11 protein-coding genes are annotated in these 12102 nt (G+C 40.4%); 10 read left to right on the top strand and 1 reads right to left on the bottom strand.

The window, feature by feature from the left end:
- Window positions 1–694: 694 nt before the first annotated feature.
- From murG to IEX94_RS17040, 9 genes are all read left to right on the top strand, one after another.
- Window positions 695–1771 (top strand): undecaprenyldiphospho-muramoylpentapeptide beta-N-acetylglucosaminyltransferase, encoded by a 1077-nt coding sequence (gene murG, locus IEX94_RS17075; RefSeq protein WP_188859158.1) that lies wholly within the window; start codon window positions 695–697, stop codon window positions 1769–1771.
- Between the two features lie 218 nt (window positions 1772–1989).
- Window positions 1990–2226 carry a hypothetical protein gene (locus IEX94_RS17070; RefSeq protein WP_229782778.1) on the top strand — a complete coding sequence of 79 codons (237 nt, stop codon included), beginning with the start codon at window positions 1990–1992 and terminating at the stop codon, window positions 2224–2226.
- 769 nt (window positions 2227–2995) lie between these two features.
- Entirely contained in the window at window positions 2996–4738 is a 1743-nt protein-coding gene (locus tag IEX94_RS17065; RefSeq protein ID WP_188859185.1) for an ABC transporter ATP-binding protein, read from the top strand.
- 5 nt (window positions 4739–4743) lie between these two features.
- Window positions 4744–6783: an ABC transporter ATP-binding protein gene (locus IEX94_RS17060; RefSeq protein ID WP_188859155.1), complete on the top strand. Its 2040-nt coding sequence runs from the start codon at window positions 4744–4746 to the stop codon at window positions 6781–6783.
- A 12-nt stretch (window positions 6784–6795) separates the two neighbouring features.
- On the top strand, window positions 6796–7617 hold the full coding sequence (locus IEX94_RS17055; protein WP_188859153.1) for a S1C family serine protease: 822 nt from the start codon (window positions 6796–6798) through the stop codon (window positions 7615–7617).
- A gap of 63 nt (window positions 7618–7680) precedes the next feature.
- Entirely contained in the window at window positions 7681–8421 is a 741-nt protein-coding gene (locus IEX94_RS17050; protein WP_188859151.1) for a PRC-barrel domain-containing protein, read from the top strand.
- Between the two features lie 306 nt (window positions 8422–8727).
- On the top strand, window positions 8728–8853 hold the full coding sequence (locus tag IEX94_RS20055) for a hypothetical protein (RefSeq protein ID WP_255454331.1): 126 nt from the start codon (window positions 8728–8730) through the stop codon (window positions 8851–8853).
- Window positions 8840–9565: an RNA polymerase sigma-I factor gene (sigI, locus tag IEX94_RS17045; RefSeq protein WP_188859150.1), complete on the top strand. Its 726-nt coding sequence runs from the start codon at window positions 8840–8842 to the stop codon at window positions 9563–9565. Before IEX94_RS20055 ends, sigI begins: the two co-directional genes overlap by 14 nt.
- A 2-nt stretch (window positions 9566–9567) precedes the next feature.
- Window positions 9568–10326 (top strand): anti-sigma factor domain-containing protein, encoded by a 759-nt coding sequence (locus IEX94_RS17040; RefSeq protein WP_188859149.1) that lies wholly within the window; start codon window positions 9568–9570, stop codon window positions 10324–10326.
- 45 nt (window positions 10327–10371) lie between these two features.
- Here IEX94_RS17040 and IEX94_RS17035 read toward each other — a convergent pair whose 3' ends face one another.
- Entirely contained in the window at window positions 10372–10611 is a 240-nt protein-coding gene (locus tag IEX94_RS17035) for a YhdB family protein (protein ID WP_156854681.1), read from the bottom strand.
- A 167-nt stretch (window positions 10612–10778) separates the two neighbouring features.
- On the opposite strand from IEX94_RS17035, the gene IEX94_RS17030 reads away from it, so the two are divergent.
- Complete coding sequence (locus tag IEX94_RS17030) at window positions 10779–11492, top strand: YhcN/YlaJ family sporulation lipoprotein (protein ID WP_188859148.1); 714 nt, start codon at window positions 10779–10781, stop codon at window positions 11490–11492.
- The last annotated feature ends 610 nt before the right edge of the window (window positions 11493–12102 follow it).

Raw genomic sequence — 12102 nt, 5'->3', positions numbered from 1 at the left:
CGTAAATACCTGATTCTGTTCAACTAACATTCAGTGGGGAGGGAAGGATACCCCGCTGAATGAAGTTTCACTTTATCACGTATTAACGGTCTGTAATACCCCATCTCTAAACATGAGGGAAACCCAATATGTGAAGGGGGTAAACAGTCCGTAAATACCTGATTCTGTTCCACTAACATTCAGTGGGGAGGGAAGGATACCCCGCCGAATGAAGTTTCACTTTATCACGTATTAACGCTCTGTAATACCCCTACTTCTAGACAAGAGAGAAGCTCAAGATGTGAAGGTGGGGGATATACAGTCCGTAAATCCCTGATTCTGTTCAATTAACATTCAGTGGGGAGGGAAGGAATTCCCCGCTGAATGAAGTTTCACTTTATCACGTATTAACGGTCTGTAATACCCCTACTTCTAGACAAGAGAGAAGCCCAAGATGTGAAGGTGGGGGATATACAGTCCGTAAATCCCTGATTCTGTTCAATTAACATTCAGTGGGGAGGTAAGGAATTCCCCGCTGAATGAAGTTTCACTTTATCCTTCCTTTTTACTGCTATTTCATATAAACTAATTGAAGGATATGGCATTATGGCGGAAAGATAAGTATAAATCTTTTTACTGCATAAGTGCAACTAAGGTTGTCACCGAAAGACTTGGTGATAACCAAGTTTTCTAATAAAGAGAGGGAGAGCGTTAGATGGAGAATGATAAACGCATTCTTTTCACCGGTGGGGGAACTGCCGGTCATGTGATTGTGAATTTAGCCCTTATCCCAGTATATCAACAGGCTGGTTGGGAGATTGATTATATCGGTTCTTATGAAGGAATCGAACGGGATTTAATTGAACCATTGGAAGGTGTAACGTACCATCCAATCTCAACGGGGAAGTTAAGACGCTATATGTCGATAGAAAACTTCAAAGATCCGTTTAAAGTATTAAAAGGAACAATGCAAGCTTACGGGATTATCGGCAAACGAAAACCGTCCGTCATTTTTTCGAAAGGTGGTTTTGTCTCTGTTCCTGTCGTAATTGCCGCTAAACTGCGCGGTGTTCCAGCTGTTATTCATGAGTCGGATTACACACCAGGTCTTGCCAACAAATTATCGATACCATTTGCGAAGAAGGTACTTTCTACTTTTGAAGAAACACTTGAATTTCTTCCGGAACAAAAACGGGAATATGTTGGTGCGGTCATTAGAGAAGAACTCTTTACTGGTAATAGACAAAAAGGCCTGAAGTTCACTGGATTAAAAGGAGAAAAACCAGTCTTGCTTATCATGGGAGGAAGCGGCGGTTCGGAAATTATTAATGAAGCAGTGCGAATTAATTTACAGGAATTGTTGCAGCAATTTGAAATTATTCATATTTGCGGTCGGGGGAAAGTCGATTCAACAATTGATGCCTTGGGCTATGCACAATTTGAATATGTCCATGGAGAATTACGTGATATCTTTGCAGCGACTAACTTTGTTCTTTCGCGTGCAGGATCCAATGCAATATATGAATTCTTAGCACTCCGTATTCCGATGTTACTTGTCCCATTATCGCTTGAAGCAAGCCGAGGAGACCAAATTGTCAATGCAAGATCGTTTAAAGAAAAAGGATTTGCCCGCGTACTTCAAGAAGAAGAACTAACCCCAGATAAATTGACGGAGGAATTACTTCAACTTGTAAAAACAGCACCCGTCATTCATGATAAGATGAAGCAATTTGAACCGGGAACGACCCGCGACCGTGTGATTGAAATTATTAAGGAAGTAGAGAAAAGATAAAAAATGGGCAACTGGGATGGTAGTTTTATTATCCAGTTGTCCATTTTAATATACACCCGAAATTCGACAAAATAAATAAAAGACATAAAATTCATGAGTAGTTAGTATGGGATCTAAGTAATACAGAAGTATCATTTTTTGCAAAATTCTAAAATAATGCTTGTATTATTTAAAATAATGGGGTATGGTGAACTAGAAAACTAAATAAGGGGTGAAAGATGATGAGAGAAATTGTTCGAAATTGCCGATTATGCCAGGAATCTATGGATAACAGTCCTTTTATGTTGTGCCAGACATGCCTTAAGGAAAGCGAACAAGTTTGGAATTTCATCAAGAAAAACCCTTTTGTCTCCATAAAGGATATATCTGTAGCCACAGAAGTGAGTTTTGAAAAAGTGGAACGAATGATCAACTTTGGGAAAGAACGACAGCAACGCGTAGTAAATAGAGAATAAATTACCAACATCCGATATAAGTATATTTTGGAATAACTCAAGGAGTTTGAGATATTCTTTTTTTTGTGCCTAAAACTATGCCGCATTAGAGTGTTATCATAACAGAATAAAAATAGATTGACTATTAAAAATTAAGATACTATACTTATTACGGAATCAGAAATATTCTTCCACTTCCGTTACCCCGATACACACGAATCACCAACCATCCGTGTGTTTTTTTATTATGTTTACTTTCATTCAGCGTAAGTATGTGCTGCTTCCTTCTGGAGGTCCGCAGTCCAGACACCTCTCGCTTTCCGCGGGCGGCCGGCAAGCCTCCTGGCGCTATCGCGCTGTGGGGTCTCGCCAGGCCTATCCTCCCGCAGGAGTCTCGAGGTGTCTGGACTGCTCCGAGGAAGGGCCTGATTTGGCACATTATTTTTCATTTTAGGAATTAGATCGCTAATCATGGTGGTGGGTTAGTTTCCATTAATAATAACCCTGTCTACCAGTTCAGTTGCCCGGTGGACGGTGACTCCTGCGGGAATAGCACGAGTCCGGAGACCCCGCAGGGCGATAGCCCGAGGCAGACTAAGTACGCCACGTCCTGTGGCAACGTCTGCATTAGCACGTCCTGTGCGTCGAGGCTTCGGCTGTGCGCGCGGAAAGCATCCGTCCACCGGGCAACTGAACGGCGATTAGAGTTCTAAACTAAAGGAATAAGCAAAGACGCTTACGCTGAATGAAAGTAATTAGGAGATTTATTAAAATTGGAGAAGGTGAAGGGATGTTTGGTGTCTTTAAAAAACTGAGTTGGTTCTTTAAACATTATTGGAAGCGATATAGTTTTGCAATTATTGCTTTATGTACCGCAAGTGCAATCGGATTAATCCCGCCGAAAGTAATTGGATTTACCATTGATCAGATTCAATTCAATACATTGACAATGGAGTTGCTCCAGTCGATTATCCTTATCATTATCGTTTTATTAACTGCCCATTATACGATTTCTTTCTTATGGGACTACACATTGTTTGGTGGGGCAGTGATTCTCGAAAAGTGGATGCGGACGAAATTGATGATACACTTTTTAAAAATGACGCCGACTTTCTTTGGAAAGTATCGGACAGGTGACTTGATGGCCCGGGCGACAAATGATCTGAAAGCGATAAGTCAAACGGCAGGATTCGGTGTGTTGACGTTAGTTGATTCGAGTATTTTCATGTTGATGATTATTGCAATGATGGGATTTACAATCAGTTGGAAGCTGACATTGGCAGCATTACTACCATTACCAGTAATGGCATTTATCATGAATAAATATGGTGCAGCAATTCATGCGCGGTTTATGAAAGCCCAAGCAGCTTTTGGCGAGATGAATAATGACGTGCTTGAATCGGTTCGTGGAGTACGGGTCATCCGGGCATTTGTTCAAGAGGAACAAGAGCTGCAACGGTTCGGCAGAATGACAGAAGATGTCTATCTCAAAAATATGGCAGTGACAAAAATCGACGCATTATTCGAACCAACGATGAAAATTTTAGTCGGTCTATCTTATACGATCGGGTTAGGTTATGGTGCATTTCTTGTTTTTGAAAATCAGTTGACATTTGGCGATCTAGTGACTTTTAACGTATATCTTGGAATGCTTATTTGGCCAATGTTTGCGGTAGGCGAGCTGATTAATATTTTGCAGCGAGGAAATGCTTCCCTCGACCGAGTAGATGCTACATTGAATTATAAAGCGGATGTAACGAACCCGGAAGCAGCTCAGGAACTAAGTAGTATTTCTCAGCTTGATTTTGAACAGGTCAGCTTTTCTTATCCGGATACGAATTATAATCAACTGCAAGATATTAATTTACACGTACCTAAAGGTGCAACAATTGGTGTAGTTGGTAAGACTGGTGCAGGGAAGACAACCTTTTTCAAACTCATGCTCCGCCAGTACCCTGGTATGAAAGGTAAAATTACTTTATCTGGGATCCAGATTGATAAATTGAACTTAGCCAGTCTTCGCAGTTGGATTGGTTATGTTCCACAAGATCAAATGATGTTTTCAAAAACAATCCGGGAAAATATTCAGTTTGGTAAATTAGCAGCAACCGACGAGGAAATTTACCGGGCTTTAGATCTTGCCTATTTCTTGAATGATTTGAAGCAGCTTCCGAATGGACTTGACACAGAAGTTGGTGAAAGTGGAATTACGCTTTCTGGTGGCCAGAAGCAACGGCTTGCACTTGCTAGAGCCTTTATCAAAGAACCGGAAATATTAATTCTTGACGATTCCTTATCTGCAGTTGACGGCAAGACGGAAGCGATGATTATTAAAAATTTACGGAACGAAAGAAAAAATAAAACGACGTTCATTGCTGCACACCGTCTGTCGGCTGTTACACATGCTGATCATATTATCGTTCTAGAACAAGGCCGAATTGTTGAAGAGGGGAATCATGAAGAATTGATGAAAAATAATGGTTGGTATAAGCACCAGTACGAACAGCAACAACTGGAAGGAACGGAGGTGTGAGGACGATGAAAAAGCCTTCAACAGAAAGGCGTCTTTTCCGCTATGCATTGCATTATAAAAAAGGTATCTTGATTGGCTTAATCTGTCTCGCGATTGCTGTAACGTTAGAACTTGCCGGTCCGTTGATTGCAAAAACTGTAATCGACGATCATATTCTAGGGGTGGAAGGATACTGGCAGGAGGTAACTGAGCTGAATGACCGCTATACAATCAAGTATAATGATAAGTTATATAAACGGGTCGACCGCTTGGACACGGACGATGAGATTATTGGGGAACCACTTACGGTAATGCAAATCGGTATTTCCTATTATTTTATTGAAAACGAAGTACCGCTACAGGGAACAAGAGATATTTCAGATGATGAAGTAATTGCAATTGAACTCGGTGAGGAAACAGCAGAATATGAGGCAACGCGACTGAACTTGAGTGAATCATACGCCTTCTTTTATCCGGAGCAACGTCCAATCATTCTCTTACTCGCTCTTTATATGGTGCTGTTACTTTTAGCAGGTGTCTTTCAATTCTTTGAAACTTACTTGTTGCAACAAGCTTCCAATCAAATTATTAAAAAAATGCGCATGGACTTATTTAGTCATATACAACGGATTCCGATCAATTACTTTGTCGACCGACCAGCAGGAACGATTGTTGCACGAATAACAAATGATACTGAGGCAATCCGTGATTTATATGAACGGGTATTATCCATCGTTGTTTCCAGTCTCGTCTATATGGCAGGGATTTTTATTGCCTTATTCATTCTTGATGCGAAGCTCGCAGCGATGTGTCTTCTCGTTATTCCCCTCATTTATTTATGGATGAAAGGGTATCAATACTTTGGCACGAAATATAATAAAGTCATTCGCAAGACAATCAGCGATATTAATGGAAAGATTAATGAAGCGATTCAAGGAATGACGATTATCCAAGCATTTAATCAGGAGAAACAAACACAGGAAGAATTTGAACAATTAAATGAAAAACATTATACGTACCAGAAGAAATTAGTCCGATTAAGTGCACTCACCTCCTATAACCTTGTGACGGTTTTCCGAAATCTCACCTTTGTCGGGTTTATCTGGTATTTCGGTTCCGGTTCTCTCACTGCAACGAGTGTCTTATCGATTGGAATGCTGTATGCTTTCGTTGATTATATAACTAGGCTTTTTGAGCCGGTGACAGATATTGTGAATCAGCTCCCATTAATAGAGCAAGCGCGGGTAGCAGGTCACCGAGTATTTGAACTGATGGACCATGAGGGGGAAAACCTTAATACAAAAAGTATCCAACGGTACCGGGGGAATGTCGTTTTCGATAAGGTAACCTTTTCATATAACGGTGTCGATGATGTGTTAAAAGATATCTCTTTTGAAGTAAAGCCTGGCGAGACAGCGGCCTTCGTCGGTCATACAGGCTCGGGGAAAAGTACGATTATGAACTTGCTGTTCCGTTTCTATGATACGAACCAAGGTGAAATAACAATTGATGGTTATTCGATAATGGAATGGTCGAGACAGCAAGTAAGAAGTCATATGGGAATTGTGCTTCAGGATCCCTTTTTATTTACGGGAACAATCCTGACGAATGTGACAATGAATGATCCCCGTATTTCACGAGAGAAGGCAATCCAAGCACTGGAAGCGGTTGGAGCTGCAAGTTTTATTGAAAGACTGCCAGCAAAATATGATGAAATCGTAACGGAAGATGGCAGTACTTTTTCTTTAGGTGAAAGACAGCTTATTTCCTTCGCCCGCGCCCTCGCATTTGATCCAGCGATTTTAATATTAGATGAGGCAACTGCAAATATGGATACAGAAACAGAAAGCATTATTCAGCGTGCACTGGAAGTTCTGCAAAAGGACCGGACAACGCTTGTCATCGCCCACCGTTTATCAACGATTCAAGAGGCAGATATGATCTTCGTCCTTGACCATGGTGCTGTTAAAGAGCAGGGGAACCATGATAAACTTATTGAAGAGAAAGGTTTATACTATCAAATGTATCAAATGCAGCAAGGCAGAACACGAGCGAGTGTGTCATAGGCGGGGTGCATGATGGAAAAGAAGGATCAGGAAGAAAAAGAAATTGATATTATTGATACGGATCTTTATGAAGAAATAGATGAAGAAGAATTATTAGAACTTGTGGAAGAAGAGCGGCAAAAGGCACTGCAGCGTGCAAAGGAGCGGAGAGAAGCCCCGGCAAAAAGTATTTTTCCAAAGTGGGTCTTCTGGGTAATCGCTTTAGCAATGCTGTTTAATGTGATTGCGTTACTTCCTCAGACATTTTCCATTCCGGCAATTGATTTCTTACAGACATCGATGAAATTATCTCAGCAAGCGGATATTCAGGAATATAAGAAGGCAGTCGTTGTAATTGAAACGACAGACGGGAAGGGTACTGGTTTTTCCATTAATGATAACGGAACAATTATCACGAACCATCATGTCATTGAAGGGGAGACGTCCGTTACAGTAGCATTCCCTGAGCATGGGCTTCATTGGGGGGAAGTTGTTGCAAGTTATCCTGATGTCGACTTGGCGGTTGTGGAAGTGGACGGAGAGGAACTTCCTCACCTAACTCTTGCTGAAGCGACAACTTTTTCAGAAAATGAAAAAATTAATTTCATTGGAAACCCGCTCCGCTTTAATGGGATTGCCAATGAAGGAACGATTATCGGGTTTACGCAGCTATCAAGTTGGGAGCAACCGGTTCTAATGATCGAGGCCCCGGTTTATTGGGGGAATAGCGGAAGTCCAATTATTGCGGAAAATGGAGAGGTGATTGGCGTCATCTTTGCTACATTGAATCACGATAACCACGGCAGAGTGGGTCTATTCGTTCCAATCGACTATTATTACGATCAAGTCAACTAGTTTAACCATAGCCTTATCGGGTAAGAAACAATTAGAAGAAAAACCCGAATGGAGGCGAAATGTATGTATCATTTGACATCTTCATTGCTGACTTATAACATCGACGCAACAGATGGAGAAATGGGAAAAATTAAAGACATATATATTGATGACAACGATTGGAAGATCCGCTACGTTATTGTAGATACAAGAAAATGGCTGCCTGAACGGAAAGTCCTGCTTCCACCGGACATTTTTATCGGTGTAAATACAGAGAAGGAAGCAATGGAAGTAGAATATGACAAAAATACGATTAAAAACAGTCCGCCCGTCCCAGAAGGAACGGATTTAACGAGGGATAAAGAAAACCAGCTCTTCAACTATTTTGGCTGGACCCGTTACTGGCACGATGATGTAATCCTGAGTGGTGAAAAGCGGCCACTTGGAAGAGTAGGAAGTAACGAAGAAGAATGGTATGAGCGAATCGCAAACCCGGTGTACGATGCGGACGAGGAAGAATTAATAAGGCAGCACCGGGATAATGATCTGCGCAGCCATGAAGAAATAATGCAAGCCCGTGTCCATGGGAAAAATGGGAAACTTGGTAAAGTCGCTAATTTTATATATGATGATGATTGGAATGTGAAGTATATTATTATAACAAGTAGTAATGTAATGGTTAAAGATTATTACCCTTACGCAATTGATCGGATTACTTCAGTTGATTGGTATGAAGGCGATGTCTATCTTGATGAAACGGTTGAGCAATTCGCAGACAAGACAAATTACCCAAGTCATGAAGATATATTAAAATCACTCCAATAAAAAGAAGCACAGGAACCTAAAGGACCTGTGCTTCTTTTTATCTAAAAGGGCTTTATACCTTGATATCCTACTAGTAAAGAAGATGTTCTATTAAGAACTCCCCGTACAGGACAACTCCGAAATACCACCATTCCCGGGAATAAAGCCCTTATGTTTCGTTCTTATCCAGCAAGGGAACTAGCTCATTTGAATAAGTAATACATTTTTAATCGGGCTGTAAACCGTTTGAGATAGAAAAACGGTAAGATATGTAATACATAAGTCATAAAATTGTTCTAAAAAGAGAAAAAAACTGGTGGGAGAAACATGAAAAAGATAATTTTGAATAAAAACTACCTAGAATTAAAACAAATAGATACTACACCCAAAAAAGTAATCAGAGAAACGAAATATATAGTAGTAGCAGGGGGTGCTGGCAATGGAATTATCTAACCAGACAGATCAGGTACCCCTGGAAGACATCGTGATGCAAGTGCAACAGGGAGATAAAGAAATGCATGACTACCTCTTGAAGTCCTCTCAACCGTTCATGGTGAAGATTGTATCCCAAGTGTGCAAACGGTATATTGATCCATTACGGGACGATGAATTCAGTATTGGGTTATCAGCATTTAATGAAGCGATATTTTTATATTCACCGGCGAAAGGTTCGTCGTTTCTTTCTTTTGCTAAATTAATTGTTTCAAGGAAGGTTATTGATTATATCCGGTATAATGCAAGGCGACAGCATATCGTGTCATTCGATCAAACGTATGATGAGGAAACGATGGAGAATCCTGCTGAGATTTCGGCTGTCATTGAACAATATCAGGATGAGCAGTTAGCCCTTAATCGCCGGGAAGAGACGCTGGAATATCATCAAAAGCTGGAGGAATATAATCTATCTCTCCTTGAATTGACGGAAATTGCTCCAAAACACCGAAATACGAGAGAAACATCTGTACAAATTGCCCGTATGCTTATAAAAGATGAAGAACTTAGGGAATATGTAAAAACCAAAAAGAAACTACCAATTAAAAAAATGGAAAGTCGTGTACCTGTTAGTAAGAAAACACTCGAAAGAAACAGAAAGTATATCTTAGCGATGTTTATTATCTTTGATGAAAACTATTTATATCTAAAGGAGTACATAAAGGAGGGGTAGCAGTGAGGAAAGGAATCATCATGGAGAAACATCGGAATTTTGTCATTGTCCTTACTGCTGACGGATCCTTTGAAATAGCTGTCCCTTATGACGAAAAAACTTCGGTTGGCGAAGAAGTTTATTTTAACAGGTATATATCAAAGGTCCGTTCCCGGAAAAGGAAACGCTGGAACGTAAAGCTTATTTCTTTATGCCTTATCTTAATGCTAAGTTTGTTCTCTGTACTGTATTTTGTAAATGAAGATCATACATACGCTTACGTAAATATTGATATTAATCCGAGTATCGAGCTGAAGGTTGATGAGAATCTAAGTGTTCTTGACATCACGGCACTTAACCAAGATGCAGAAGGTCTTGTCTCACAGTTGAATGGATTGGAACAAAGAAATTTCCAAGAAGTACTATCTGAAATACTTGGCAGCTGTGATACGTTTGAAAGAAAAGAAGTTCTTATTGGGGTCAGCTATACAACGGATGAAAAAATGGAAATAACAAATAATATTAAAGAATATTTCCAAACAGAAAATACCGACTGGCAATACACCGCTTTCCGTGTACCAGGTGAAGTAAGAGATCGTGCCATGGAAAACGACATATCAATGAATGAGGAATTCGCGACACTTATTCAGTCTGATGAGGAAGAACTGCTGGAAACAATTAAAATCGATGAAGAAAAAATGGATAAGATTCATTCGTTCTACTTTACAGATACAATCCCTGAAGAACCTTTCCAAATAAAGAAATTAAATAAGGAATATTAAAAAAGTCCAAACACTCTAAAGCAAGTATTTGGACTAATTGTATTTTTATACCTCTAAATAAATCGTAGCATCCTCATTATTGCGCATCGCATGATCGAGATAATACAGCAATTGATCATGTGAATGCATAATTTTATCCTCATCCAAAGAGTAGTGGTAAGCATTTAAAAAATGTTCAATTTTCTTTGATAAAAAGTCGTCATTTGTACGAACCATCAAAACTAACAATTCATCCCATTGTCCCCAAAGTGTATAATACAATGCTTTATCATAATCAGGAATCATCTCTCTCCTCCTAACTCTTTAGCAGTTAGTTGTATTGTTCCCAGTTCCACTCTTACCTCCCGCCAACAAATATGGTCTCCGTACCAAAAAAAGGATGACCGAAATCCAGAATAAACTCATTCGTACGTAACATACTAAGGGCAAATAGTTAAGGAGGTAATTTACGAATGAAGTGGAAATTGTTAAGTATATTTGCTGTGCTCGTCCTAGCTCTAATAGCATGTCAAGGCGGAAATAATGCAGAGCGAGGAACAAATAATCCAAACGTTAATCCGACAACGTATCGAAATACTGGTGACGGAGTCGCTAATGATGATAGGGACTATGTGATGGAGCGCAATGCGGATAGGAATCAGAACAGGGATAACCGGGGTAGAGACGATAACTTGGCTAGAAATGATGAAAACCGAGTTACAGACGATAACTATAACTGGGGTAGAGATGATAACGGGGTTGGAGATGATAACCGCAGGAATGATGGAAACGATGGTGATTCCCGTTATGAAGTAGCTGAAGAAGCTGCAGATAAAATTACCAATGAAATTGATGAGATTGACAATGCTTATGTCCTTACGATGAGGAATAATGCTTATGTTGCGGCGGATTTGGATATTGATCGTGAAAACCGTACGGAGAATCGTAACCAGAATAACGGGTATGATAATGATGAATTATCAGATGAAATTAAAGATAGAATTGGTGATATCGTCCGTTCTGTTGACGAAGATATAGATAATGTTTATGTTTCAACGAATCCCGATTTTCTTGATTTAACTACGAACTATGCTGATGATATGAACCAAGGGCGCCCGATCGGTGGGTTCTTTGATCAAATCGGCACAATGTTAGACAGGCTCTTCCCTGAAAATGCCGGACGATAAAATAAACAAGAAGCATGCTGATCATTGAATTAGCATGCTTCTTTTGATTACATACAGCGTAAGTGTTTTGCACATTCATTTAGTTCGGAGCTTTAATCGCCGTTCAGTTTCCCGGAGGACGGATGCTTTCCGCGGGCTCCGCGCTGAGCCTCCTCGGAAGAAAAGCACTTCCTGCGGGGTCTCATCGTCTCCGCTTTCCCGCAGGAGTCACCGTCCTCCGGGAAACTGAACTGGTAGGGATGATTATTATGAATGGAAACTTATCCCCCCTAAGATCAGCGTTCTATTCCTAAAATGAAAAATAGTGTTCCAAATATGGCCTTTCCTCGGAGCAGTCCAGACACCTAGAGACTCCTGCGGGAGGATAGGCCTGGCGAGACCCCACAGCGCGATAGCGCGAGGAGGCTTGCCGGCCGCCCGCGGAAAGCGAGAGGTGTCTGAACTGCGGACCCCGAGGCGATAGCTGCACTTACGCTGTATGTAAGTAATTCGAAGGTTATGTGAATTACTATTGAATTGCTTTTAGATACTGCGTTTTTAGTGTATGATTTAAGATACAAGATGGTAATGTAAAAAGTTCTATGAAAACCAAGTGAAAAATATATATGTC

Origin of the sequence: Oceanobacillus indicireducens, from assembly GCF_014647195.1 — a bacterium.
GTDB lineage: Bacteria > Bacillota > Bacilli > Bacillales > Amphibacillaceae > Oceanobacillus > Oceanobacillus indicireducens.
This window is presented reverse-complemented; position numbering and strand designations above follow the sequence as displayed.

Excerpts from the sequence above, each read along its gene's own strand:
- IEX94_RS17060 (WP_188859155.1), top strand. The coding sequence starts at position 4,744 with ATGAAAAAGCCTTCAACAGAAAGGCGTCTTTTCCGCTATGCATTGCAT.
- murG (WP_188859158.1), top strand. The coding sequence starts at position 695 with ATGGAGAATGATAAACGCATTCTTTTCACCGGTGGGGGAACTGCCGGT.
- IEX94_RS17055 (WP_188859153.1), top strand. The coding sequence starts at position 6,796 with ATGGAAAAGAAGGATCAGGAAGAAAAAGAAATTGATATTATTGATACG.
- sigI (WP_188859150.1), top strand. The coding sequence starts at position 8,840 with ATGGAATTATCTAACCAGACAGATCAGGTACCCCTGGAAGACATCGTG.
- IEX94_RS17030 (WP_188859148.1), top strand. The coding sequence starts at position 10,779 with ATGAAGTGGAAATTGTTAAGTATATTTGCTGTGCTCGTCCTAGCTCTA.
- IEX94_RS17035 (WP_156854681.1), bottom strand. The coding sequence starts at position 10,611 with ATGATTCCTGATTATGATAAAGCATTGTATTATACACTTTGGGGACAA.
- IEX94_RS20055 (WP_255454331.1), top strand. The coding sequence starts at position 8,728 with ATGAAAAAGATAATTTTGAATAAAAACTACCTAGAATTAAAACAAATA.
- IEX94_RS17070 (WP_229782778.1), top strand. The coding sequence starts at position 1,990 with ATGATGAGAGAAATTGTTCGAAATTGCCGATTATGCCAGGAATCTATG.
- IEX94_RS17065 (WP_188859185.1), top strand. The coding sequence starts at position 2,996 with ATGTTTGGTGTCTTTAAAAAACTGAGTTGGTTCTTTAAACATTATTGG.
- IEX94_RS17050 (WP_188859151.1), top strand. The coding sequence starts at position 7,681 with ATGTATCATTTGACATCTTCATTGCTGACTTATAACATCGACGCAACA.